The organism is Yersinia sp. SCPM-O-B-9106 (C-191), assembly GCF_026183365.1.
Taxonomy (GTDB): Bacteria; Pseudomonadota; Gammaproteobacteria; order Enterobacterales; family Enterobacteriaceae; genus Yersinia; species Yersinia rochesterensis.
Window position 1 is genome coordinate 3,268,404 of record NZ_CP110791.1, and the last position, 24,103, is coordinate 3,292,506.

The window sequence follows — 24,103 nt, forward strand, 5'->3', positions numbered from 1 at the left end:
GTGATCAACTGAACGTTGATCACCCCAGAAAATCAGGCTTTTACCATCTCTTTTTCAATCAACTGAATCAAGATGTGAATCACTTTAATATGAATTTCCTGAATACGATCTGCATAGCCAAAATGAGGAACACGAATTTCGATATCCGCAGAACCCGCCATTTTGCCGCCATCTTTACCTGTCAGGGTAATGACTTTCATGCCTTTAGCACGCGCAGCTTCAATTGCTTTAATGATATTACCTGAATTCCCTGAAGTGGAAATACCGAGCAGCACGTCGCCTTCACGGCCTACAGCTTCAACATAGCGAGAGAAAACATAGTCATAGCCAAAATCGTTACTGACACAAGAGATATGGCTGACATCTGAAATCGCAATCGCCGGATAACCAGGGCGGTTTTCTCGGTAACGGCCGGTCAGTTCTTCGGCAAAATGCATGGCGTCACAATGGGAGCCACCATTACCGCATGACAATACTTTACCGCCAGCTTTAAAAGAATCAGCCAATAATACGGCTGCGCGCTGGATGGCACCGATATTGGCATCATCTTTCAGAAAGTTTGCCAGTGTGTCTGCGGCTTCGTTCAGTTCACTGCGGATTAAATCCTGGTACATGGGAGCCTCTTTATCGTTCTATACCTAAATATTCGTCCGCCATCAGTGTACCGGATAGCATAAACTGCGAGAAGCACTGTAATGAACTTGCCAGTAGAGTTTTGAACTAACCCATAGAGTTTTGAACTAACCCATGGAGTTTTGAATTAGCCAGTACAGTTTTAGCGGTTAGCGCTACCAATTTGTGAGGTGAGTTGTAAATAATATGTAATGGTATTGATAAAAACAATGAGATGAACTACAACAAATGTATCACTCAACAGGTCAGACCTCCTACATCTCAGGAGCTTCATTATGATGGTTCTTAGCATTGTTGCCTTGCTGGTTCTTATTGGTGTGCTGTTCTATCACCGGGTGAACCTGTACCTCAGTAGTTTGGTTTTGGTGGTTTACACCGCCGCTATGGGTGCTGCGCAGTTATGGTCATACTGGGTATTATTGCCGCTGGTGATTGTTCTGCTACCTCTGACCCTCACGCCACTGCGCCAATCCCTATTTTCAGCACGAGCATTGCGCATGTTCCGTAAAGTCATGCCGGCCATGTCTCGCACTGAAAAAGAAGCGATTGATGCGGGTACCACTTGGTGGGAAGGGGATTTGTTCCAGGGCCAGCCGGACTGGAAGAAGCTGCACAATTATCCCAAACCGCAATTGACCGCAGAAGAACAAGCTTTTATCGATGGGCCGGTTGAAGAAGCCTGTCGGATGGCGAATGACTTCCAGATTACCCATGAATTAGCAGATTTACCGCCAGAACTGTGGGCTTATTTGAAGGAGAATCGCTTCTTTGCGATGATCATTAAGAAAGAGTACGGCGGCCTTGACTTCTCGGCCTATGCTCAAGCCCGGGTACTGCAAAAACTGTCTGGCGTGTCGGGGATTTTGGCCATCACCGTCGGCGTACCTAACTCCCTCGGCCCCGGTGAATTACTGCAACACTATGGGACTGAAGAGCAAAAAAATCATTATTTACCGGGTTTGGCCCGTGGCGACGAAATTCCTTGTTTCGCCCTGACCAGTCCGGAAGCAGGTTCAGATGCCGGTGCCATCCCAGATACCGGGATAGTTTGTATGGGGGAATGGCAAGGTAAACAGGTGCTGGGCATGCGCCTGACCTGGAACAAACGCTATATTACCCTCGCGCCTATCGCCACTGTACTTGGGCTGGCATTCAAATTATCTGACCCTGAGCATTTACTGGGTGAAACCGTTGATTTGGGGATTACCTGCGCGCTTATCCCGACCAATACCCCAGGGGTAGAAATTGGTCATCGCCACTTCCCGCTGAATGTGCCATTCCAAAATGGCCCAACTCGCGGTAATGATATCTTTGTGCCCATTGACTACATTATTGGCGGGCCTCAAATGGCCGGTCAGGGCTGGCGGATGCTAGTCGAATGTCTGTCAGTCGGGCGCGGAATTACATTGCCGTCCAACGCCACAGGTAGCTTGAAAAGTGTGGCGATGGGGATTGGCGCTTATTCCTATATCCGCCGTCAGTTCAAAGTCTCAATCGGTAAAATGGAAGGGATTGAAGAGCCATTGGCGCGCATTGCCGGTAACACTTATGTGATGGATGCTGCCGCCACCTTAATTACCAGCGGCATTATGTTGGGCGAAAAACCAGCGGTATTATCCGCCATCGTCAAATACCATTGTACTCATCGTGGCCAACGCGCGGTCATGGATGCGATGGATATTGCTGGCGGTAAAGGTATCTGTCTTGGCCCGGCCAACTTTATTGCCCGCGGTTATCAGGGCGCACCTATCGGTATCACCGTGGAGGGCGCTAACATACTGACTCGCAGCATGATTATCTTCGGTCAGGGCGCTATCCGTTGCCATCCATTCGTGCTTGATGAAATGGCAGCAGCACAATCTAACGATGTGGCCGCCTTTGATAAAGCGCTGTTTGGTCATCTGGGCCATGTGGGTAGCAGCAAAGTCCGCAGCTTCTGGCTGGGGCTGACCAATGGCCGCACCAGTGCCACGCCAACCAAAGACAGCACTCGCCGCTATTATCAACATCTCAACCGGCTGAGCGCCAATCTGGCATTGTTATCTGATGTCTCGATGGGGGTACTGGGTGGCAGTCTGAAGCGTCGCGAACGTATTTCTGCCCGCTTGGGGGATATTCTTAGTCAAATGTATCTGGCGTCGGCCACCTTGAAACGCTATGAAGACGAAGGTCGCCAGAAAGAAGATTTGCCGCTGGTACACTGGGGTGTGCAAGATGCCCTGAATCAGGCGGAACAAGCGTTGGATGATTTACTGCGTAACTTCCCGAATGGCTTTATTGCCGGGGTAATGCGGTTGGTTGTCTTCCCATTGGGTCGTGTACATAAAGCACCATCAGACCGTCTGGATCACCAGTTGGCGCAACTGCTGCAAGTGCCGTCGGCCACCCGCAACCGCATTGGTCGTGGTCAATATCTGACACCGAGTGAGTTTAACCCGGTGGGTTTACTGGAGGCGGCATTGCTGGATGTCATTGCAGCGGAGCCGATTCATAAGCGCCTGAGTAAAGAAGCGGGTAAGAGCCTGCCATTTACCCAACTGGATAAACTGGCTAAACGCGCATTGGCTGAAGGGAAAATTAATGCTGAGGAAGCTGCAATACTGACCAAAGCAGAAGCTAGCCGCCTGCGCTCTATTAATGTCGATGAATTCGAGGCTGATGAGCTGGCCGCCAAGCCGTTGGTAAAGCAGCCCGCGAAACAACGACAGACTGAGGCCGCATAGTGGTATTAGCCTTATTGATGTGAGTGTCTAACTCTTAACATAAAACCCTGCATTATTATGCAGGGTTTTATTTTGTGACAATGATTATCTATCGCGCCGAGGTACGCAATTTCATTACCCATTTTGCCGAATGCGGGCAATAAACTCATCAATACTATCAATGTGCGGTGCGGCCAATATCAAAGTACGCCCCAAACTCAAAACCTGGCGTTGGCATGCCCTGCGCATCTCATTATCAACAATGCTATCAAGATCAGCCACATGGGCCAGTCCAATGGTGCGGCGGATCAATTCACTACCACAATACCCCACGGCATCTTGCCAAACCTGCTGCAAAAATAGCTGCGCATAACCAGCAGTTGCCAAAGCTGTATCCTGCGTTTTTTCCTCACTTAAGGCCAGAAAACGGCTGGCGAAGGTATTCCACAGAATATGAATATCTTTCAACCGCTGTTCACGACCGGCCGCCGCATCACGCGGGCCAGCTAATCCCGGTAAGCCACAGTAATTAAGCAATAAATTTCCCAGAGCTGTACCGACATCAAAACCTATTGGGCCATAGAAACCAAACTCGGCATCAATGGCTTTTAGCCGCCCCTCAGCAACAAAAATGGAGCCGCTGTGAATATCGCCATGCAGCAATGCCTCGGCCTTGCTCAGGAAACGGTGCTTTAGTGAAGCCACCGCTAGCTTGAGTGCATTATCCTGACGTAAAACCAACACATCGGCCAATAGCGCCGGATCGAAATTATTACGCTCATGGTCAATATAGGGGTCAGTAAAGAATAAATCTTCGGTGATTTGGCACAACTCCGGGTTGGTATAGCGGCTCACTGCGGCCTTTTTAGCTTGGGCCGACTGATAAAAATCGGAGGTATGAAATAGGGTTTGCGCTAAATACTCAGCCAATTGCCCCGCAGCCTGTGGATAGTATTTTCCCTTAACCAATTCACTGCGCCAAATTTGATGGTCAGATAAATCTTCCTGCACCATCACTGCCAGTTCTGCATCGTGGTGCAGGACATTAACCGTATGTTGTGGGCAGAATTGGCGGTGGGTTAGCAGAGTTTCGGCTTCAATTCTGGCGCGATCTAAGGTCAGCGGCCAGGATTCCCCCACACAACGCACGTAAGGCAGCGCCTGTTTCACAATCACCCGGCTGATTCCGGCAGCATCGCGAATTTTAAACACCAGATTGAGATTCCCATCCCCAATTTCATCCGCTGACACCAAAGCCTGTGGATCGGCCATCTGACCAAATTGACGAGCATATTCAACGGCATCCGTAGCAGTAAATGTGTGGTAGCGCGACATCTTCAACCTCATTATTCTTTATCTGATTCTGATTCACTCACCGCCAACCATTTGCTTAGCCGTGAAATTATTCCCTGTTCGAGCAAAAAAATCCGTATTTAGGCGTAAAACCATATAGACGTCTACACATCCGTAAGATATGTTGGCAGAATAAGAAACCAGATGCAATAACGCAACATGGATTTAACTGACAATGCAGACGCTTAACACGATCGATTTACAAACCACCAGCTTAAAAATTATCGATAATCAGCTTTGGATACTCGACCAACAGGCTTTGCCACAGCGCCAGGAATGGCTATCCGCCAATAGCGTGGAATTACTGATTGAGCATATTCAAGCGCTGCGGGTGCGTGGTGCGCCATTGATCGGTTTATCAGCCAGCTTACTGTTGGCTTTGTTGGCCGATCGCGGTTTACCGCAAGCTCAGCTTGAGCAAGCGCTGATTGCGCTGCGGGAATCCCGCCCAACCGCAGTGAATTTAATGAATAATCTGGCGCGGATGCAGCAAGCGCTATTGCAAGCCAATTGGGTTGAAGCCATGGCTCAAGAGGCTCGGCGTCTGGTCGAAGAAGACCGCGAGTTATGTGAACGCATTGCCCAGCACGGCGCACAATTAGTTAAACCCGGCAGCAACTTGCTCACTCACTGCAACACCGGCGGCCTCGCCACTGCGGGCATTGGTACGGCTATCGGCGTATTACTGCGCGCTCATCAGCAAGGCAAAATCCGCCAGGTGTGGGTCGATGAAACCCGACCTTTGCTGCAAGGTGGGCGCTTAACCGCCTGGGAACTGGGCGAGTTGGGTATTCCATATCAATTAATTTGTGATTCAATGGCGGCCAGCCTGATGGCTCAGGGCAAAGTAGATGCTATCTGGGTTGGCGCTGACCGCATTGCTGCCAACGGCGATGTCGCGAATAAAATTGGCACCTACAGTTTGGCGGTATTGGCGCATTATCACCGCATTCCATTCTATGTGGCGGCCCCACATACCACTCATGACCCCGCCTGCCCGAATGGTGCGGCAATCCCCATTGAGCAACGTGATGCCAGCGAAGTCAAAGGGGTTTCTGGCGGTTTTGGTCATTGCCAATGGGCACCAGAGAATGCACAGGTGTACAACCCAGCATTTGATGTCACCCCAGCCGCATTAATCAGCGGCTGGGTATTAGACAGCGGCGTTATCACGCCAGAGCAAGTCACAGCGGGCTTCTTCCAGCCGAAGAAGTAAGCAGTATTTGAAATTTTATCCCCAAAATCATTGGAGTCGCAGGTAGGCGAGCGCAGCTAACGCCCCTGCGGCTTTAAGGACTAAGGGGATTAATTCAGACGTGGGTAGGCATCGGCAATCTTATCGCCGGTAAAACGCGCTATCCAACCCTCGGGATTATCAAATACTCGAATAGCCGTGAAATTCGGTGCTGACCCCATATCAAACCAATGGCGAGTATCTGCTGGCACTGATAGCAAGTCATTCTTTTCACACAAAATTTGATAAATCTTGCCATTCAGATGCAAGCAAAATAACCCGCTCCCCTCGACGAAGAAACGCACTTCATCTTCACCGTGGGTGTGTTCTGATAAAAATTTCTCGCGCAATACTTCGCGCTGCTCATTATCAGGGCGCATGCTGATCACATCCCAACTCTGATAGCCTTTCTCCGCCACCAGCCGGTCAATTTCATGCTGATAAGCTGCAATCACCGCTTCCGGTTGTGGGTTTTCGCCCAGTTCGCGATCCGCCTGCCAGCGCTCAAACCGCACACCAATAGCGGTCAATTGCTGTTGAATTTCCTCAGCATTGCGGCTTTGCCACAGCGGCTGTTCTGGCTGCTCATCACTAAAAATGGTTAATCCGCTCATGCTGTAAAACCCTCTATGTCTATCTCATCAAAACGGCTGACTTGGGGATGACGGCTTTCGCTGTCGGGAAGATCTCGAATTAACTGACAAGTTTGCCAACCGGCAAGCTGTGCGGCGTCCAATTCCTGGCGAATATCAGATAAAAACAGTAATGCTTGCGGAGCAATGGCCAACTGATTGGCAATATTCTGGTAAGCGCTCACTTCGCGCTTCGCCCCAACATGGGTGTCAAAATAACCATTGAATAATGGCTGTAAATCCCCCGCATCACTGTAACCAAACAATAATTTCTGCGCAGCAACCGAACCGGATGAATAAACATACAGTTTCAGCCCTTGCTGCTGCCAGTCCGCCAGTTGCGGGGCAACATCTGAATACAAGTGACCGCGAAAATCCCCTTGCAGATAACCGCTGCGCCAAATAATGCCCTGAATGGCTTTTAGCGCGGTGGATTTGCGGTCTTCATCCATAAAACCATGCAACGTGGTGGTCAGCGTTGCGATATCGGCATCCGGCTGTTCAATCTCGTGCCGTAAACTGGCCAATGCGGCGGCAACCTCTGCATCCTGTTGATGTTGTTGCAAAAAAGACGTCAGCCGCTCGCGGGCATAAGGGAAAAGCACTTGGTGGACAAAACGGATGTCGGTGGTGGTGCCTTCAATATCGGTCACTATTGCCTGAATCATTTTGCCTCCGCTTTATAATTTGTGTCCAACAGGCGGCGTTGCAGTTCACACTGGAACAAAAACTCCAGCCCTTCCAAATGGCGGCGGGCTTCAGACACGCTATTGCCCCAGCAATACAAACCGTGCCCGCGCACCAAAAAGCCGTAACGCAATGGATTATTATCCGCCAGCGCAGCAACCCGCTGTGCCAATGCAGGAATATCCTGATCATTATCAAAAATGGGGATCACCACGCTGTCCAGGTGGCTGCGCTGCCCCGCGAGAGATTTCTGCATCTCATAGCCGTGCAATACCAACTCATGGCTGCGCTCAACCCGTGATAGCACCGTGGCATTCACCGAGTGAGTATGCAAGACCGCATTGATTTCTGGATACAGACGATAAAGCAAAGTATGCAGGCCAGTTTCCGCCGACGGGGTGCGCCCGCTAGGGACATGGTTAGTCGCCGTCTCCACCAGCAAAAAATCATCGGCGGTCAAACTCCCTTTATCTTTGCCCGACTCCGTCACCAAACATTGGGCTGAATCCAATCGCAGGGACATATTGCCGCCAGTCGCCGGGCACCAGCCCTTCTCACCAATCCAGTGGCAGGCGGCTAACAGCGCGCCAAGTTGTACATTTTCGGTCATTGCATATCCCTGTAGTGGTTTTGGCTGTAGTGATGTTGGCTGTAGTGATATTGATATCAGAACATATTCCCATGGCAAGCGGCCTGACGATTACCCTTAGCACAAATTTATCTATACTTAGTCAATTAAGTCATTTAGCCGTTTAAACATCCAAACGTCTTGATTGCCAAATATTAACATCGTGATATATTTACGGCAACATACAGCGCCAGGAGTATTCACCTGCCATGAGCTTTTTATCTTTTATTCCAGACAGTAAATTACCCGCACAGGGCACCACAATATTTACGCAAATGAGTGCTTTAGCACAGAAACATCAAGCTATTAACCTGTCGCAGGGCTTCCCGGATTTCGATGGCCCAGATTATTTAAAGCAACGATTAGCCTACCATGTGAGTCAGGGGGCTAACCAATATGCTCCGATGACCGGCGTGGCTCCGCTGCGCACGGCTATCGCGGCGAAAACAGCTAAAGTCTACGGCTGGCAGCCCGATGCCGACAGCGAAGTCACTGTCACCACCGGTGCCAGTGAGGCCTTATTTGCTGCCATTACCGCGCTGGTGCGCCCTGGCGACGAAGTGATTTGCTTTGATCCCAGCTATGACAGCTATGCTCCGGTGGTTAAATTGGCTGGCGGCATCCTCAAGCGCATTGCGCTCAAACCTCCGGCATTCGCCACCGACTGGGCGGAGTTTGCCGACCTGATTTCTGAGCGCACCCGGCTGGTGATTGTGAATACGCCGCATAATCCATCGGCGACGGTTTGGCGCGCAGAAGATTTTGAGCAACTGTGGCAAGTGATTGCTGAGCGCAATATTTATGTTCTCAGTGATGAAGTTTACGAACATATCTGTTTCAGTCCGGCGGGCCATGCCAGCGTATTGGCACACCCACAATTACGCCAGCGGGCCATTGCGGTTTCCTCTTTTGGCAAAACTTTTCATATGACCGGTTGGAAAGCGGGCTATTGCATCGCACCAGCCGCGATCAGTGCAGAAGTACGCAAAATTCATCAATATTTGACATTTTCAGTCTGTACTCCAGTACAGTTTGCACTGGCTGACATGCTTAATAGTGAGCCGGAACACTGGCAACAATTGCCGGAATTCTATCGCGCTCGTCGCGATCGTTTCGTCAATGCGCTCTCCACCAGCCGCTTCAAAATTCTACCCAGTGAAGGAACCTACTTCCTGCTGGCCGATTACAGTGCTATTTCAGATCTCGACGATGTTGAGTTCTGCAAATGGCTGACCGAGCATGTGGGTGTGGCCGCGATACCTTTATCCGTCTTCTGCGAAGGCCCCTTCCCCCATAAACTGATCCGGCTGTGCTTCGCCAAACAGAATGCCACGCTGGACGCCGCCGCGGAGCGATTGTGTCAACTTTAAAACTGACTTTGCTGCAACAGCCGCTAGTGTGGCTGGATGCAGCGGCGAATCTGCGTCACTTTGAGATGCTGCTAGAATCCATACAGCAGCGTGATGTCATCGTGCTGCCAGAAATGTTTACCACAGGTTTTGCGATGAATGCGGCGGAAAATACCCTGCCAGAATCCGAGGTTATCGACTGGTTGCGCTATTGGTCGGCGCGCACCGATGCTCTGATTGGCGGCAGTGTGGCGCTAAAAACAGCCGACGGCGCAGTTAACCGTTTTCTGTTAGCGCAGCCGGATGGGAAAATCCATCACTATGACAAACGCCACTTATTCCGCATGGCCGGTGAGCACCATCACTATCTGGCCGGGGCCGAGCGCAAAATTGTCGAGTGGCGCGGCTGGCGAATTCTGCCGCAAGTCTGTTATGACCTGCGCTTTCCGCTGTGGTCACGCAATCAGCAAGATTATGATTTAGCTCTGTATGTGGCTAACTGGCCAGCCGCGCGCGCCAAACATTGGCAAACCTTGCTGGCGGCGCGGGCGATAGAAAATCAAGCTTATGTCGCGGGCTGCAATCGGGTAGGTGATGATGACAATGGCCATTATTATCAGGGTGATAGTGTCATTTTAGATGCTCAAGGTGAGATTCTGACCCAAGCAGAAGTGGGGCAAGCGGCGCAACTGGATGCGGAATTATCTTTGGAAGCGCTGCTGAGTTACCGAAAAGCATTCCCGGCATGGCGTGATAGCGATAAGTTTTTGTTGTTGTAAATAGTGAACTATCCATTGGTGTATCCCACTTATTTATCTAATACTGTTTCTCTTCTCAATTTCGAATAATTTCTCATGATACAAAAAACTGAAAAACTGGGGCTGAGTCCAGCCTTGATCGCGCTAATGTCGGTCGCCACCGGACTGGCCGTCGCCAGCAACTATTATGCGCAGCCATTGCTGGAAACTATCGCGCAAGCCTTTAATCTTTCAGTCAATCAGGCCGGTTTTATCGTGACCGCCGCCCAGTTGGGCTATGCGGTGGGGCTAATGTTCTTGGTTCCTTTGGGGGATATGTTTGAGCGGCGCGGGCTGATTGTCAGTATGACCCTGTTGGCTGCGGGTGGGATGTTGATTACCGCCATGTCGCAAAATCTCACCATGATGATTGTCGGCACCGCCCTCACCGGCTTGTTCTCTGTGGTAGCACAATTACTGGTGCCATTAGCCGCCACACTGGCCGCCCCCGAAAAACGCGGCAAAGTAGTCGGTATTATCATGAGCGGCCTGTTGCTGGGTATTTTACTGGCGCGAACCGTGGCGGGCGCATTGGCCTCGATTGGCGGCTGGCGCACCATTTATTGGGTTGCCAGTATCTTGATGATAATTATGGCGTTGATTTTATGGCGCTATCTGCCGCGCTATAAGTATCATAGCGGCCTGAATTATGGTCAGTTGCTCAGCTCAATATTTTCTTTATTTATCCGCACTCCGGTGCTGCGCACCCGCGCCTTGCTTGGTGCTCTGTCATTTGCCAACTTCAGTGTCTTGTGGACCTCTATGGCTTTCCTACTGGCTTCGCCACCTTTTGGTTATTCAGAAGCCACTATCGGGTTGTTTGGTTTAGTCGGGGCGGCGGGGGCATTAATGGCCACCAAAGCAGGCCAATTGGCAGATAAAGGAAAAGCCCGCATCACCACCAGCGCTGGCTTGGCATTATTGCTATTGTCATGGATACCAATAGCTTTGGGGCAACATTCAATCATCGCGCTGATTATCGGAATTATCGTGTTAGACCTGGCCGTTCAAGGGGTGCATGTCACCAACCAGAGCGTGATCTACCGCATGATGCCGGAAGCCAGAAACCGCTTAACTGCGGGCTATATGACCACTTATTTTATTGGTGGGGCTTTGGGTTCATTGATTTCTGCCGCCGCCTATCAACATGCGGGTTGGTATGGCGTCGCCAGCGCCGGGCTGGTGTTATGTATTTTGAACATTACCACCTGGCTACTCGGTAAAAGATTTGATCCCCCGGCCAATCAACCTGTGGAGTGATCTTGATTAGTTAGCTAACTAATAATCAATTGAGATATAAATTTGGGTTATAGGGTATTAAGACAATTACCACTCTGGTAATGTGACTTAACTTTATCCCGTAGCCCAAATAATCTATAGATGATTCTATGCCAAGCCAAATCACCGACGCCCCCTCGACGGATCAGTCGACAGCTACATTCACTGAAGGAATAACAGATAGCCTCCCCATTGTTATTGGTTATTTGCCCGTGGCTTTCGCCTTTGGTTTGAGTTCGGTAAAACTTGGCTTTACCCCCTGGGAAGGCATTTTCTTTTCTTGCATCATTTATGCCGGAGCCAGCCAATTCGTCATCACCGCCCTGCTCAGTGCCGGGATGTCCTTGTGGGTTTCCGCATTAACTGTGATGGCAATGGATGTTCGCCATATCTTGTACGGCCCCGCACTGAAACACCGCATTGTGGCAAAGTTATCCGGCAAAAAAACCGCCCTGTGGGCCTTTGGCCTGACGGATGAAGTGTTTGCCGCCGCCACCACCAAATTAATGAAAGACCAACGGCGCTGGAGTGAGAATTGGATGCTAGGCATCGCGTTCACCTCTTGGTTGTCTTGGGTGGCTGGCACCGCCATCGGCGCGATGTTTGGTAATGGCCCGCTGGAAAATTATCCGGCCATTGAAGCTTCTCTTTCTTTTATGTTGCCAGCGCTGTTTCTCAGTTTCCTATTGGCGTCATTTAAACGCCAATACAGCCTCACGGTGATGGCCTCTTTGACCGGCGCATTGCTCGGTGTGTTGTTGTTCTCTATTCCAGTGGCTATTTTGGCCGGAATTGGCGGCGGATGTCTGGCGGCCTTACTCCAACCCGCGCCAGAAGCGGCCGTAGAATATGCTGAGAGTGATAAACAGGAGCAGAAACCATGAATTTGGATGTGCTGATTATTGGCCTGGTGGTGGGAACTGTAAATTACCTGTTTCGCTATTTGCCGTTGCGCCTTGGGCCAGCACGCAAACAAGCGGGTCTGCAACGCGGTAAAGTGTCACTGTTGCTCGACAGCATCGGGATCGCCTCGATTTGTGCTTTGTTGGTGGTATCCAGTACACCGGAAATCATGCATAACCCACAAAAATTAGTTCCTACACTTATTGGTTTTTTGGTTATCTGCGGATGCTTTTATAAAACTAACAGTATTATCTTTGCCACGTTACTGGGGGCAATCAGCTACGGCCTGACATTTAAGTTACTGATGATTTTAGCGTAACAATTTGCCTGATTTCTTAACTAAAACATAATATCCTTACAATCAATAAGACTAATGACTCACACACAGTGACTGAATAACACTAATTGCTAAATTTTTCTCTTATTAACCCGTTTACATTATTAGTCACTACCGTTACTGTACCACTTGAAATCAATGAGGCTCCTTATAATGGAAAGTTCCTTTAGTCCCATAGAACAGATGCTTAATTCTCGAGCCAAACGCCAGAAAGATTTCCCTTACCAGGAAATCCTACTGACGCGATTATGTATGCATATGCACAGTAAATTGTTGGAAAACCGCAACAAAATGCTGAAAGCGCAAGGAATTAACGAAACCCTGTTTATGGCGCTAATTACGCTGGAAGCACAAGCGAGCCACAGTATTCAGCCGTCAGAATTAAGTGCTGCATTGGGGTCTTCACGTACCAATGCCACCCGTATTGCTGACGAGTTGGAAAAGAAAGGCTGGATTGAACGTCGTGAAAGCCACAATGACCGCCGTTGTTTGCATTTGCATCTAACCGAAGCGGGCCTTGAGTTTTTAAATCAATTACTGCCCCCACAACATAAGTGTCTGCATTTTCTTTGGTCAACACTTGACGCCGACGAGCAGCAACAGCTTGAAACGCTGACGCGCAAGTTACTGACGCGTTTAGACCAAATGGACATATCGGAACAATAATTCCAATATATCTACACCCTAAATAATTCGAGTTGCAGGAAGGCGGCAAGCGATTGATAAATGGGTTGTAAACCATTTTGAACAGCGCTTGCGCTGGCCTGCCAGCAGAGCCTCTGATGAGGCTCATTAGTACTGGAAGATCCCCAACTTAATGCTTTGATGACCCCAAAGCTTGCAAACTTCACCTTCGCTAAAACAAGCGGCGGTGCGATAAACTGTTGATTAGCCAGTCACAATATCTACAACAGCAGCAATCCTAACTCAGTGCCAGCAACAATTTATTGCAGGCCAAGATTGGTTTGATCCGTTCACTCGGCGGTGGCTATCAAGCGCCCGTCAGTGATGGTTCACAAAATAAAACAAAATAATATAGAGCGTGGAGAACACCATGAGTGCAAGCGCGGAAGCTCAAGTGCCGCAACAACCGCAGAATAAAAAGAAGCAACGTAAACGCGTGCTGCTGTTACTGACGGGTATTTTTATTATTATCGGGGTGGCTTACTTTATTTATTGGTTCCTGGTGTTGCGTCATCACCAAGAGACTGATAATGCCTATGTTTCGGGCAATCAGGTACAGATAATGTCGCAGGTTCCCGGCAGTGTCGTCAGTGTTAATTTTGAAAATACTGACTTGGTCAAAAGTGGCGATATTCTTCTGATACTTGACCCAACGGATGCCGAACAAGCTTATGAGCAGGCAAAAACCGCACTGGCAAATAGTGTGCGCCAAACCCACCAGCTCATGATTAACAGCCAGCAATATCAAGCCAATATTGCGCTGAAAAAAACCGAGCTGAGCAAAGCACAAAATGACCTGAAACGCCGTGTGGTGCTGGGTTCTGTTGATGCCATTGGCCGCGAAGAACTGCAACACGCCCGTGATGCCGTCGATGCTGCACAAGCTTCATTGGACGTGGCGATTGCACAATATAACGCCAATCAGGCGCTGGTGCTGAACACTCCGTTGGAGAAACAACCGGCCGTCGAGCAAGCTGCTGCCAAGTTGCGCGATGCCTGGCTTGCCCTGCAACGCACCAAAGTGGTCAGCCCCATCACCGGTTTTGTGTCGCGCCGCAGTGTGCAAGTGGGCGCGGAAATTGCCAATGGTGCGCCACTGATGGCGGTTATTCCAGCTAACGAAATGTGGATTGACGCCAACTTCAAAGAAACACAGTTAGCCAATATGCGAATTGGTCAACCCGCCACGGTAGTGACTGATTTCTATGGCGATGATGTAGTTTTCCAAGGAAAAGTTGTTGGCCTGGATATGGGGACGGGCAGCGCCTTCTCACTGCTCCCCGCGCAAAATGCTACCGGTAACTGGATCAAAGTGGTTCAGCGCTTGCCGGTGCGTATTCAGCTTGATGCCAAACAGTTGGCTGAGCATCCGCTGCGCATTGGCTTATCGACCAGGGTGCGGGTAGATACCGCCGATGTCGAAGGCCAAGTGTTAGCACAAAACGTGCGCAAAGAACCGGCATTTGTCACCAACGCGCTGTCCTTGGATTTAGCGCCGGTTAATCAAATGATTAGCGATATTGTTCATGCAAATGCGGGTTAATATTGATGCAAATGCAAGTTAAGCGCACCGGGGGCCACTGTGGCACAAAAACCGCTTGAAGGTGCCCAACTTGCCTGGATGACGGTCGCGCTATCATTAGCGACTTTCATGCAGGTGCTGGACTCCACTATTGCTAACGTAGCTATTCCGACCATTGCCGGGGATCTTGGCTCGTCCAACTCCCAAGGTACATGGGTTATTACTTCATTCGGCGTAGCAAATGCGATTTCCATCCCTATCACCGGTTGGCTGGCAAAACGCATCGGTGAAGTCAGATTGTTCCTGTGGTCGACGGGGTTATTCGCACTGGCCTCATGGCTGTGCGGCGTGTCAAACAGCCTGGGGATGCTTATCTTCTTCCGGGTTATTCAAGGGTTGGTCGCAGGCCCATTGATCCCGTTGTCACAAAGTTTGCTACTGAATAACTACCCGCCCGCGAAGCGAAGTATGGCCCTGGCATTGTGGTCGATGACGATTGTTGTCGCCCCAATCTTTGGGCCGATCCTCGGCGGTTATATCAGCGACAACTATCACTGGGGCTGGATCTTCTTTATCAACATCCCAATCGGGCTGGTGGTCATTTTAGTGGCGGGCAGCACCCTGAAAGGGCGCGAGACCAAAACCGAAATCAAACCTATTGATACCGTGGGGTTGGTATTATTGGTGGTGGGTATCGGTGCCCTACAAATCATGCTTGACCAAGGTAAGGAGCTGGACTGGTTTAACTCGACCGAGATAATCGTCCTGACGGTCATTGCCGTGATCGCCATTATCTTCCTGATAGTGTGGGAGCTAACCGACGACCATCCGGTGATCGATTTGTCATTATTCAAATCGAGAAACTTTACCATTGGTTGTTTGTGTATCAGCCTGGCCTATATGTTGTACTTCGGCGCGATAGTCTTGCTGCCACAGCTATTACAGGAGGTATATGGCTATACCGCCACCTGGGCCGGCTTGGCATCAGCGCCGGTGGGGATATTACCGGTGCTATTGTCACCCATAATTGGGCGCTTCTCACATCGAATTGATATGCGTCAATTAGTCACATTCAGCTTCATTATGTATGCAGTTTGTTTCTACTGGCGAGCATATACATTCGAACCGGGAATGGATTTTGGTGCCTCGGCGTGGCCGCAGTTTGTGCAAGGTTTTGCTATTGCCTGCTTCTTTATGCCACTGACGGCGATTACTTTGTCCGGTTTACCGCCAGAGCGTATGGCGGCGGCATCCAGTTTATCTAACTTCCTGCGAACACTGGCGGGGTCGATTGGTACTTCAATCACCACCACTTTGTGGACGCAAAGAGAATCGATGCACCATTCACAGTTGACGGAATTTGTTAACCCGTTTAACCCGAATGCCACGCAAATGTATCAGGATCTCGAGAAACTGGGGATGAATCAGCAGCAAGCATCGGCTTATCTGGCACGGGAAATTACCAATCAAGGGCTGATTATCTCGGCTAATGAGATTTTCTGGCTCTCGGCGGGCGTGTTCCTACTGCTACTGGCACTGGTGTGGTTTGCTAAACCGCCATTTACCTCCGGCGGCGGAGGCGGTGGCGCGCACTAGCAGCAAAAACTGACTAATAAAAAAAGGGCGCTGACTTATCATCAGCGCCCTTTAAGGTTATCAACAAAGCTATTTTATAGTTCGGAGATTAGCGGGGTGACTGCACCAATGGGCGCTCCGACGGCTTACGCCGTTACGACCCATTCGGCACATTTCCCCGCTTATCAACTTGTTACTTTATATTTTAGCTATTGCAACGACGAATGAATTAAGCCTGATTTTGACGCCACCACTCCGACAGCAAAATACCGGTCGCCACTGACACATTCAAACTTTCAACTTTGCCAGTACCGCCAATAGAGACACTCACATCGCCCTGCTGCCAAGCGCTGTCAGTCAGGCCATCACTCTCTTGCCCTAAGACCAACACCATTTTGGCTGGTAGCTCAGCTTTCGCCAGACTGACACCTTTATGGCTTGAGGTGGTCACTATGGTGTAGCCCGCTTTACGGAAAGTATCCAACACAGAAAGGAAGTCATCAGCATTGATTGCTTTGATATGCTCTGCACCGCCTTCTGCTGTACGAACAGCCGCACCAGACTCCAACACTGCGGGGTCTTGCAGCAACACGCCATTGATACCAAAATGCGCACAGGTCCGCATAATGCCGCCCAGATTATGTGGGTTACCCACATCTTCCAGTGCCAACACGCAATCTTTCGCCTGAGTCTGTTGTTGCAGATAAGTTTCTGCATCCAAACCCTGACGTTTTTTAATCAGGAAGCACACGCCACCGTGGTGTTCAGTGCCAGATGCTTTCGCCAGTTCATCTTCTTCAACCACATGGTAAGCCTTGCGGTTAGCCGCCATCCATTTCAACGCTTCACGGAAACGAGGGGTAACTGACTGCACAAACCAAGCGCGCACAATAGCATCAGGACGGCTTTCAAACAGCGCTTTACAGGCATTTTCGCCATAAACGCGTGTTTCTTCAGCCCGCTGACGGCGCAATTGCGCTGGGTCTACATGGCTTTTACCGCTGATACCGCCGTGATCAAACTCGGGCTCTTCAGAGGGGGCGCGAGACACCGTTTTCCACGGTGAATCGTAAGGGCCACTGCTGTCAGAACGCGCCGGACGGCTAGGACTCGTGCGTTCATTACGGCCTGAATCATTACGACGTGAGTCATTATTACGCGATGAGCTGCCGCGACTGGCACTATCACCCGGGCGGCCTTTGCCTGCCGGACGCTGGTTTTTACCACGGTTATTATTACTACGGTCGTCGCTGCTGTTTTCGTCACTGCGGACGTACATCACTTTAACTTTGCCGTTTTTGCCACTAAATGAATCGTTCATTGTCTTCTCCACCAACGCGCAGGGCGCGAAGATTACCTGATGTCCGCCCGGTTAGCCATAAGCAAGCACTAAAAGCTAGCAACTATCGTATTCATCGAATAAACCATTTTGGCTCTGAGCTCATTTATACCCATAATAGATAACAGCAACGAAACAATTCAGGTCACATTGACTGTATGGTTTCCCTTAATCTACTCAGATACTCAATAAAGGCTAATTTATGAATACGGTATGTACAGCTTGTATGGCGACCAATCGCCTACCGGAAACACGTATTGATGACGGCGCTAAATGTGGGCGCTGCGGCCACTCTTTATTTGATGGCGAAGTCATTAACGCCACCGCCGAAACACTGGATAAACTGCTGCAAGATGACCTGCCGGTGGTCATAGACTTCTGGGCACCATGGTGTGGCCCTTGCCGCAGCTTCGCGCCCATCTTTGAAGATGTTGCCGCAGAGCGTGCCGGAAAAGTTCGCTTCGTTAAAATCAATACTGAAGCAGAACCCGCACTCAGCGCGCGTTTCCGTATCCGCAGCATTCCCACCATTATGCTGTATCGGAACGGCAAAATGGTCGACATGCTTAGCGGCGCATTACCAAAGGCACCTTTTGATAATTGGTTAAATGAGCAATTATCAGTGGAACCTACCGCGCGCTAAGCTAGTTTAACTCATTTATCACCCTTCGGGGCCACTCAAGTGCCCGATAAAGTTTGGTTATAATCCAAAACAGCACCCTGACAGTTTTCTGTTGGAGTGTTGTTTTTTCTTTTATGGTATGACTGGGCACAAGGGTTGATTAGAATAGCGCTATTTCTTCAGGAGTCCGTCGTGACTGAATCATCCACCACCGACCCTATTTTACCGACGGTCATAAATGCTTTACCGACAGAAAATGCAGTATTGCGTTTGCGCCAGCAGCGGTTATCCGCATCCACCCGCCCTTATCGCGCCCGTGGTTGCCGTGCTATTCGCTGCCAAGGCTGTCTGTTAACTGAGCGATTTTGCTTGTGTGACACCATCAAACAACAGCCGGCCAACAGCCGTTTTTGCCTGATAATGTTTGATACTGAACCCCTCAAGCCCAGTAATACTGGCCGCTTAATTGCTGATATTCTGCCAAACACTCAAGCTTTTCTCTGGGCGCGAACAGAAGTTTCCCCTGAGCTGTTAGCCGCGATACGCGACCCTCAGCGCCAACCTTATGTGGTTTTCCCAGAAAAATATGCCGACCCCGAGCGGCAAGTCTTCAATCAATTACCTGTCAGCGATAAACCACCGTTATTTATTCTGCTGGACGGTACCTGGACTGAAGCTAAAAAAATGTTTCGTAGAAGCCCGTATCTTAGCGGACTACCGATATTGTCGCTGAATGTCAGCAATACCTCGGATTATATGCTGCGAGAAGCAGCACGCCCGGAACAACATTGCACCGTCGAAGTTGCTGCAGCCCTACTCCAGCAAGCTGGTGATATTCATGCCGCCGATGGATTAACTGCCCATTTTCATTATTTCCGCCAGCAATATTTAGCAGGAAAACCTCACCATCCAGTGGGCCGAGTCACAGCAAATACCGAAAAAATCGCATAAAATCAATAAAGCTGTCTTTGACTGACCCCCAATAGATTTGAGGGGACAGGAAGGCGGCAAGTAAGTGCATCCCGATAAGTCTATTTATTTTAAGGTCACTGACCAGTCAGTGATTCGGGAACAAATTTGAACGCTGTTTGCGGCAACCTCGTAGAGGCGATGGCCATGAATGGGCTGAGTAACCGGACGCAATCAACACTCCTGCAACTTGAAAGATGACGGGGATAATATGAGCCAACGTGGATTAGAAGCCCTACTACGCCCCAAGTCTATTGCGGTCATTGGCGCATCTGAAAAACCGGAGCGCGCGGGTTTTCTAATGATGCGTAATTTGCTCGATGGCGGCTTTAATGGCCCGATTCTACCTGTTACTCCTACTCATAAAGCCGTTTGTGGTGTGCTGGCTTACGCAAATATCGCCAGCCTACCCATTACCCCCGACCTGGCTATTTTGTGCACCCATGACCGCCGTAATCTATCACTGCTGGAAGACTTAGGGACTCGGGGTTGTAAAGCGGTGATTATCCTGTCGGCGGCAACTGAACAATTCCCTGAACTGAAAGCCTGTGCGCAACGCCACCATATGCGCTTACTTGGCCCAAACAGTCTGGGTTTACTGGCTCCGTGGCAAGGGTTAAATGCCAGCTTCTCGCCAGTGCCTATCAAAAAAGGGCGGCTGGCGTTTATCTCCCAATCAGCGGCAGTTGCCAACACCATTTTGGACTGGGCGCAGCAACGCGAAGTGGGATTCTCTTACTTCATTGCTCTCGGTGATAGCCTGGACATTGATGTCGATGACTTGCTCGACTTCCTCGCCAGAGATGGGAAAACCAGCGCTATCATGTTGTATATTGAGCATATCAGTGATGCGCGCCGCTTCTTATCCGCCTCCCGCAGTGCCTCGCGCAATAAACCCATTCTGGTGGTCAAAAGCGGCCGCAGCCAACGCGCCCAACAATTACTCAATGGCCAACAAGGGTTGGATGCTGCCTATGACGCAGCCATTCAGCGCGCGGGTCTGTTGCGGGTTCAAGATACTCACGAGCTATTTTCGGCAGTCGAAACACTAAGCCATATGCACCCATTGCGCGGGGAGCGGTTACTGATTGTCAGCAATGGCGCAGCCCCGGCGGCAATGGCCTTGGATGAGTTGATTAGCCGTAATGGCAAGCTGGCAACACTGTCTGATACCACGCAATCCGCCCTGAGCGCGGCACTACCGCCTTTTGTTTCCTTACGAAATCCGATTGACCTGCGGGATGATGCCAGCGCTGAGCGCTATTTAGCGGCGCTTAAACCCTTATTGGACAGCACCGATTACGACGCGCTGTTGCTTATCCACTCACCGAGCGCAGCGGCACCGGGCGGTAAAACCGCTGAGTTATTGATATCGGCCATCCGCCAGCACCCGCGCGGTAAGCGCATTACCTTGCTAACTAATTGGTGCGGTGAATATTCATCACAAGATGCCCGTCGTTTATTCACGGAGGCCGGTATTCCGACCTATCGCACCCCAGAAGGCGCGATAACCGCCTTTATGCACATGGTTGAATATCGCCGTAACCAAAAGCAGTTAAAAGAAACTCCAGCCTTGCCTATCGGCCTCACGGCCAATACCGCCCATGTGCACCAGTTAATTCGCCAGGCCCTGGCAGAAGGTACGACCCAACTTGATACCCATGAAGTGCAGCCAATCCTTGAAGCCTATGGCCTCAGCATGTTGCCAACCTGGATTGCCAGTGACAGTGTCGAAGCAGTACACATTGCTGAGCGGTTGGGCTATCCGGTTGCCATCAAATTACGCTCGCCAGATATTGCGCATAAATCCGAAGTTCAGGGAGTCATGTTATACCTGCGTACCGCAATCGAAGTGCAACGGGCAGCGGACGATATTCTTGATCGCGTGAAACGCACTTATCCCCAAGCCCGTATCGACGGTTTATTGGTGCAAAGTATGGCAAACCGCGCTGGGGCGCAGGAGCTACGGATTGCTGTGGAACAAGATGCCATTTTTGGCCCACTCATTATGCTGGGGGAAGGCGGCATTGAATGGCACCATGAAACGCAGGCCGCAGTTGCATTACCGCCCCTCAATATGGCATTAGCTCGCTATCTGATAATCCAGGCGGTCAAAGGTGGAAAAATCCGCAGCCGCGGCTCACTGCAACCTCTCGACATTCCTGGCCTGAGCCGTTTGCTAGTACAAGTTTCCAACTTGATTCTCGACTGCCCTGAAATCTCGCGTTTAGATATTCACCCCGTGCTTGCTTCTGGCAGTGAGTTCACGCTGCTGGATGTATCAATGCAGTTAGCTCCCGTCACTGGCGACCCACAAGCGCGACTGGCTATCCGCCCCTACCCGCACGAGTTGGAACAAACCGTGATACTAAAAGACGGCTCTCATTGCTTATTCCGCCCTATCTTGCCGGAGGATGAGCCGCTGCTAAAACTGTTTATTGATCAAGTCACTAAAGAAGATCTCTACTATCGCTACTTCAGTGAAATCAACGAATTCAGCCACGATGATTTGGCGAACATGACACAGATTGACTATGATCGGGAAATGGCCTTTGTTGCGGTGCGTCAAAATGCAACTGGCTCGGAAATTATTGGTGTCACGCGCGCGCTATCTGACCCTGACAATATTGATGCGGAGTTCGCTGTCTTGGTGCGCTCAGATTTAAAAGGACTGGGGCTGGGGCGGGAGTTGCTCGAGAAAATGATCCAGTACACCCGCAGCCATGGGTTAACTCGGCTAACAGCAGTCACCATGCCCAATAATCGGGGTATGATTGGGTTGGCGAAGAAACTGGGTTTTAGTATTGATGTGCAAATGGAAGATGGCATTGTTAACCTGGAGCTGACACTTTGATTTCAATCACCTGAATCGCTGTGATATAGGCCACATAGATAAGTGATTCGGTCTACGGTTGGCAAAACTTGCGCACAATCCAGAAAAGTAGTGGTATTATCGCCCGACTCTATGGATTAGTGTTTTTTTTGATATGGCGGTTCTGCCATCAAATAACAAGAGAAGAAGCGCACTGTGATGTTGTCAAAATTCAAACGTAGCAAACATCAACAACACCTTGCACAACTGCCCAAACTCCCCCAGTCAGTTGATGATGTCCAAACGCTTTATTGCCCCAAAGTTTTCCGCTCAACTCTGCTGGAACTAATAGGCCAGGCGACCAAACGTATCTATCTGGTGGCGCTTTACCTTGAGCAGGATGATGCAGGCCGTGATGTGATGAGCGCTCTCTATCAGGCCAAACAGCGGCATCCTGAGCTGGAAATTTGTGTATTAGTGGATTGGCATCGCGCCCAACGAGGCCGCATCGGGGCCGCCGCTGTTAATACTAATGCAGATTGGTATTGTGAGATGGCAAACAAGCACCCAGACATCTGTGTTCCGGTTTACGGTGTCCCGGTGAATACCCGCGAAGCCCTTGGTGTGTTGCATCTGAAAGGTTTTATCATTGATGATACCGTAATTTACAGTGGTGCCAGCATCAATGATGTCTATCTCTATCAAAACGATAAATATCGTTATGACCGTTATCAATTAATTACGAATCAATCATTAGCCGATATTATGGTTGATTATGTGAAGCAACGAGTTCTGAGTGCAGGTGCCGTTCAGCGTCTCGATCGCATTGATCGCCCCACTAATCCTGAGATCAAAAACGAAACTCGGCAGTTTCGATCATCACTGCGAGATATCGGTTATCAATTTCCAGCACAAGCTGGCAATGATGAATTAGCAGTCACTCCGTTGGTTGGGCTAGGTAAAAAAAGCCAACTCAACAAAACTATTCATCATTTAATGGCTTCCGCTGATGAACGCCTCACTATTTGTACGCCCTATTTCAACCTGCCCGCATTGTTAGTTCGTAATATCATTTATCTACTGCGCGAAGGTAAACAGGTTGAGATTATTGTTGGTGACAAAACAGCGAACGACTTTTATATTCCCGAAGATCAGCCGTTTAAAATCATTGGTGCTTTACCATACCTATATGAAATCAACTTGCGCCGCTTCCTTAGCCGCTTACAGCGCTTTGTAGATAATGGTCAACTGATTGTTCGTTTATGGAAAGATGGCGACAATACTTATCATCTGAAAGGGATGTGGGTAGATAATAACTGGCAGTTGATCACGGGGAACAATCTGAATCCACGTGCATGGCGTCTGGATCTGGAAAATGCCATTTTGATCCACGATCCTAAGCATGAGATGCATGAGCAGCGTGCAAAAGAGCTGGAATGTATTCGAACTCATACTAAAGTTGTTTCACACTACCTTGAACTTGAGAATATTCAGCAGTATCCGGTCAAGGTGCGTAAACTGATCCGCCGCTTACGCAGAATTCGTATCGACCGACTCATTAGTCGTATTCTGTAAAATTCAAACAAAAAACCCGGTTCTATTGCCGGGTTTTCTGTCTCCAGCCAGGGGAGGAACGGCATGTGGTGCCCACCTTATCTTCGCCCTTTAATTATTGCCCCGCTACTTTTCACCAGCTCTGCATGTACCCATATGGCCAACGATAGCTGGACGGGAAAAGATAAAGCCCAACATTTTTTTGCCTCTGCAGCACTAGCCGCTGCGGGTACAGCTTATGGTGAACATCAGAATTGGTCAGATGCCAAAAGCCGCAATTTCGGTTTACTATTTTCGATAAGTATCGGCGCAGCTAAAGAGCTATATGATAGCCGCCAAGCTGGCACGGGCTGGAGTTGGAAAGATTTTGCCTGGGATGTCGCTGGCGCAGTCACTGGCTATAGTCTTTATCAGGCAGTTAACTAAGATTACCTATAGAACTACTGGCGCTAGTCTAACCGTTCAATATACTCATATTGTATTTTGTTTTAAG

General features: G+C 49.7%; 21 protein-coding genes and 1 pseudogene. 16 read left to right on the forward strand and 6 right to left on the reverse strand.

Going from position 1 to position 24,103, the window contains the following annotated elements; genetic code table 11:
- Nucleotides 1–32: 32 nt before the first annotated feature.
- Nucleotides 33–614 carry a D-sedoheptulose 7-phosphate isomerase gene (lpcA, locus tag OP863_RS14885; RefSeq protein WP_038631346.1) on the reverse strand — a complete coding sequence of 194 codons (582 nt, stop codon included), beginning with the start codon at nucleotides 612–614 and terminating at the stop codon, nucleotides 33–35.
- Nucleotides 615–908: 294 nt separating this feature from the next.
- Here lpcA and fadE point away from each other — a divergent pair, with 294 nt between their 5' ends.
- Nucleotides 909–3,356, forward strand: a complete 2,448-nt coding sequence (fadE, locus tag OP863_RS14890) for an acyl-CoA dehydrogenase FadE (protein ID WP_265525474.1) — start codon at nucleotides 909–911, stop codon at nucleotides 3,354–3,356.
- A gap of 114 nt (nucleotides 3,357–3,470) precedes the next feature.
- On the opposite strand, the gene mtnK is transcribed toward fadE, so the two are convergent.
- The gene (gene mtnK / locus OP863_RS14895; RefSeq protein WP_145588092.1) at nucleotides 3,471–4,670 is read right to left on the reverse strand and encodes an S-methyl-5-thioribose kinase; all 1,200 of its coding nucleotides are present in this window, start codon (nucleotides 4,668–4,670) and stop codon (nucleotides 3,471–3,473) included.
- 193 nt (nucleotides 4,671–4,863) lie between these two features.
- Here mtnK and mtnA point away from each other — a divergent pair, with 193 nt between their 5' ends.
- The gene (mtnA, locus tag OP863_RS14900; RefSeq protein ID WP_265525475.1) at nucleotides 4,864–5,904 is read left to right on the forward strand and encodes an S-methyl-5-thioribose-1-phosphate isomerase; all 1,041 of its coding nucleotides are present in this window, start codon (nucleotides 4,864–4,866) and stop codon (nucleotides 5,902–5,904) included.
- 89 nt (nucleotides 5,905–5,993) lie between these two features.
- Here mtnA and OP863_RS14905 read toward each other — a convergent pair whose 3' ends face one another.
- The 3 genes from OP863_RS14905 to OP863_RS14915 are packed head-to-tail and all read right to left on the reverse strand — an operon-like array spanning nucleotide 5,994 to nucleotide 7,851.
- Nucleotides 5,994–6,536 carry a 1,2-dihydroxy-3-keto-5-methylthiopentene dioxygenase gene (locus OP863_RS14905; protein WP_038631338.1) on the reverse strand — a complete coding sequence of 181 codons (543 nt, stop codon included), beginning with the start codon at nucleotides 6,534–6,536 and terminating at the stop codon, nucleotides 5,994–5,996.
- The gene (gene mtnC, locus OP863_RS14910; RefSeq protein WP_038631336.1) at nucleotides 6,533–7,222 is read right to left on the reverse strand and encodes an acireductone synthase; all 690 of its coding nucleotides are present in this window, start codon (nucleotides 7,220–7,222) and stop codon (nucleotides 6,533–6,535) included. Before mtnC ends, OP863_RS14905 begins: the two co-directional genes overlap by 4 nt.
- Nucleotides 7,219–7,851 (reverse strand): methylthioribulose 1-phosphate dehydratase, encoded by a 633-nt coding sequence (locus OP863_RS14915; RefSeq protein WP_145588100.1) that lies wholly within the window; start codon nucleotides 7,849–7,851, stop codon nucleotides 7,219–7,221. Before OP863_RS14915 ends, mtnC begins: the two co-directional genes overlap by 4 nt.
- A gap of 227 nt (nucleotides 7,852–8,078) precedes the next feature.
- On the opposite strand from OP863_RS14915, the gene OP863_RS14920 reads away from it, so the two are divergent.
- The 9 genes and pseudogenes from OP863_RS14920 (at nucleotide 8,079) to emrB (ending at nucleotide 16,335) form a co-directional block, all read left to right on the forward strand.
- Nucleotides 8,079–9,239 (forward strand): pyridoxal phosphate-dependent aminotransferase, encoded by a 1,161-nt coding sequence (locus tag OP863_RS14920; RefSeq protein WP_265525476.1) that lies wholly within the window; start codon nucleotides 8,079–8,081, stop codon nucleotides 9,237–9,239.
- The gene (locus OP863_RS14925; RefSeq protein WP_038631329.1) at nucleotides 9,227–9,997 is read left to right on the forward strand and encodes an amidohydrolase; all 771 of its coding nucleotides are present in this window, start codon (nucleotides 9,227–9,229) and stop codon (nucleotides 9,995–9,997) included. Before OP863_RS14920 ends, OP863_RS14925 begins: the two co-directional genes overlap by 13 nt.
- A 78-nt stretch (nucleotides 9,998–10,075) precedes the next feature.
- Nucleotides 10,076–11,275: an MFS transporter gene (locus OP863_RS14930; RefSeq protein WP_186368354.1), complete on the forward strand. Its 1,200-nt coding sequence runs from the start codon at nucleotides 10,076–10,078 to the stop codon at nucleotides 11,273–11,275.
- A 128-nt stretch (nucleotides 11,276–11,403) separates the two neighbouring features.
- Nucleotides 11,404–12,177, forward strand: coding sequence for an AzlC family ABC transporter permease (locus tag OP863_RS14935; RefSeq protein WP_038631325.1), 774 nt, complete (start codon nucleotides 11,404–11,406; stop codon nucleotides 12,175–12,177).
- Complete coding sequence (gene ygaH / locus OP863_RS14940) at nucleotides 12,174–12,515, forward strand: L-valine transporter subunit YgaH (protein ID WP_038631323.1); 342 nt, start codon at nucleotides 12,174–12,176, stop codon at nucleotides 12,513–12,515. Before OP863_RS14935 ends, ygaH begins: the two co-directional genes overlap by 4 nt.
- Nucleotides 12,516–12,686: 171 nt before the next feature.
- A complete protein-coding gene (gene mprA, locus OP863_RS14945; RefSeq protein ID WP_038631321.1) occupies nucleotides 12,687–13,199 on the forward strand; it encodes a transcriptional repressor MprA in 513 nt (170 codons plus the stop codon).
- Between the two features lie 209 nt (nucleotides 13,200–13,408).
- Nucleotides 13,409–13,567: pseudogene (locus tag OP863_RS14950) on the forward strand (transporter); the annotation flags it as partial.
- 20 nt (nucleotides 13,568–13,587) lie between these two features.
- Entirely contained in the window at nucleotides 13,588–14,760 is a 1,173-nt protein-coding gene (gene emrA, locus OP863_RS14955; protein WP_145510024.1) for a multidrug efflux MFS transporter periplasmic adaptor subunit EmrA, read from the forward strand.
- A 78-nt stretch (nucleotides 14,761–14,838) separates the two neighbouring features.
- Nucleotides 14,839–16,335 (forward strand): multidrug efflux MFS transporter permease subunit EmrB, encoded by a 1,497-nt coding sequence (emrB, locus tag OP863_RS14960; RefSeq protein WP_230852378.1) that lies wholly within the window; start codon nucleotides 14,839–14,841, stop codon nucleotides 16,333–16,335.
- A gap of 208 nt (nucleotides 16,336–16,543) precedes the next feature.
- On the opposite strand, the gene OP863_RS14965 is transcribed toward emrB, so the two are convergent.
- Nucleotides 16,544–17,635 (reverse strand): tRNA/rRNA methyltransferase, encoded by a 1,092-nt coding sequence (locus OP863_RS14965; RefSeq protein WP_145588108.1) that lies wholly within the window; start codon nucleotides 17,633–17,635, stop codon nucleotides 16,544–16,546.
- Between the two features lie 220 nt (nucleotides 17,636–17,855).
- Here OP863_RS14965 and trxC point away from each other — a divergent pair, with 220 nt between their 5' ends.
- The 5 genes from trxC to OP863_RS14990 all read left to right on the forward strand — a co-directional run bounded on the left by trxC (nucleotide 17,856) and on the right by OP863_RS14990 (nucleotide 24,036).
- On the forward strand, nucleotides 17,856–18,296 hold the full coding sequence (gene trxC, locus OP863_RS14970) for a thioredoxin TrxC (protein WP_145588110.1): 441 nt from the start codon (nucleotides 17,856–17,858) through the stop codon (nucleotides 18,294–18,296).
- 171 nt (nucleotides 18,297–18,467) lie between these two features.
- Nucleotides 18,468–19,226, forward strand: coding sequence for a tRNA-uridine aminocarboxypropyltransferase (locus OP863_RS14975; protein WP_038631310.1), 759 nt, complete (start codon nucleotides 18,468–18,470; stop codon nucleotides 19,224–19,226).
- Between the two features lie 229 nt (nucleotides 19,227–19,455).
- Nucleotides 19,456–22,098 (forward strand): bifunctional acetate--CoA ligase family protein/GNAT family N-acetyltransferase, encoded by a 2,643-nt coding sequence (locus OP863_RS14980; protein WP_145591859.1) that lies wholly within the window; start codon nucleotides 19,456–19,458, stop codon nucleotides 22,096–22,098.
- Nucleotides 22,099–22,278: 180 nt separating this feature from the next.
- Nucleotides 22,279–23,631: a CDP-diacylglycerol--serine O-phosphatidyltransferase gene (gene pssA / locus OP863_RS14985; RefSeq protein ID WP_373919588.1), complete on the forward strand. Its 1,353-nt coding sequence runs from the start codon at nucleotides 22,279–22,281 to the stop codon at nucleotides 23,629–23,631.
- 63 nt (nucleotides 23,632–23,694) lie between these two features.
- Nucleotides 23,695–24,036, forward strand: a complete 342-nt coding sequence (locus tag OP863_RS14990) for a YfiM family lipoprotein (RefSeq protein ID WP_038631304.1) — start codon at nucleotides 23,695–23,697, stop codon at nucleotides 24,034–24,036.
- Nucleotides 24,037–24,103 lie beyond the last annotated feature (67 nt).

Bases quoted from the DNA above. Each gene is read 5' to 3' on its own strand.
- lpcA (WP_038631346.1), bottom strand. From the start codon at position 614: ATGTACCAGGATTTAATCCGCAGTGAACTGAACGAAGCCGCAGACACA.
- fadE (WP_265525474.1), top strand. From the start codon at position 909: ATGATGGTTCTTAGCATTGTTGCCTTGCTGGTTCTTATTGGTGTGCTG.
- mtnK (WP_145588092.1), bottom strand. From the start codon at position 4,670: ATGTCGCGCTACCACACATTTACTGCTACGGATGCCGTTGAATATGCT.
- mtnA (WP_265525475.1), top strand. From the start codon at position 4,864: ATGCAGACGCTTAACACGATCGATTTACAAACCACCAGCTTAAAAATT.
- OP863_RS14905 (WP_038631338.1), bottom strand. From the start codon at position 6,536: ATGAGCGGATTAACCATTTTTAGTGATGAGCAGCCAGAACAGCCGCTG.
- mtnC (WP_038631336.1), bottom strand. From the start codon at position 7,222: ATGATTCAGGCAATAGTGACCGATATTGAAGGCACCACCACCGACATC.
- OP863_RS14915 (WP_145588100.1), bottom strand. From the start codon at position 7,851: ATGACCGAAAATGTACAACTTGGCGCGCTGTTAGCCGCCTGCCACTGG.
- OP863_RS14920 (WP_265525476.1), top strand. From the start codon at position 8,079: ATGAGCTTTTTATCTTTTATTCCAGACAGTAAATTACCCGCACAGGGC.
- OP863_RS14935 (WP_038631325.1), top strand. From the start codon at position 11,404: ATGCCAAGCCAAATCACCGACGCCCCCTCGACGGATCAGTCGACAGCT.
- ygaH (WP_038631323.1), top strand. From the start codon at position 12,174: ATGAATTTGGATGTGCTGATTATTGGCCTGGTGGTGGGAACTGTAAAT.
- mprA (WP_038631321.1), top strand. From the start codon at position 12,687: ATGGAAAGTTCCTTTAGTCCCATAGAACAGATGCTTAATTCTCGAGCC.
- emrA (WP_145510024.1), top strand. From the start codon at position 13,588: ATGAGTGCAAGCGCGGAAGCTCAAGTGCCGCAACAACCGCAGAATAAA.
- emrB (WP_230852378.1), top strand. From the start codon at position 14,839: ATGACGGTCGCGCTATCATTAGCGACTTTCATGCAGGTGCTGGACTCC.
- OP863_RS14965 (WP_145588108.1), bottom strand. From the start codon at position 17,635: ATGAACGATTCATTTAGTGGCAAAAACGGCAAAGTTAAAGTGATGTAC.
- trxC (WP_145588110.1), top strand. From the start codon at position 17,856: ATGAATACGGTATGTACAGCTTGTATGGCGACCAATCGCCTACCGGAA.
- OP863_RS14980 (WP_145591859.1), top strand. From the start codon at position 19,456: ATGAGCCAACGTGGATTAGAAGCCCTACTACGCCCCAAGTCTATTGCG.
- OP863_RS14990 (WP_038631304.1), top strand. From the start codon at position 23,695: ATGTGGTGCCCACCTTATCTTCGCCCTTTAATTATTGCCCCGCTACTT.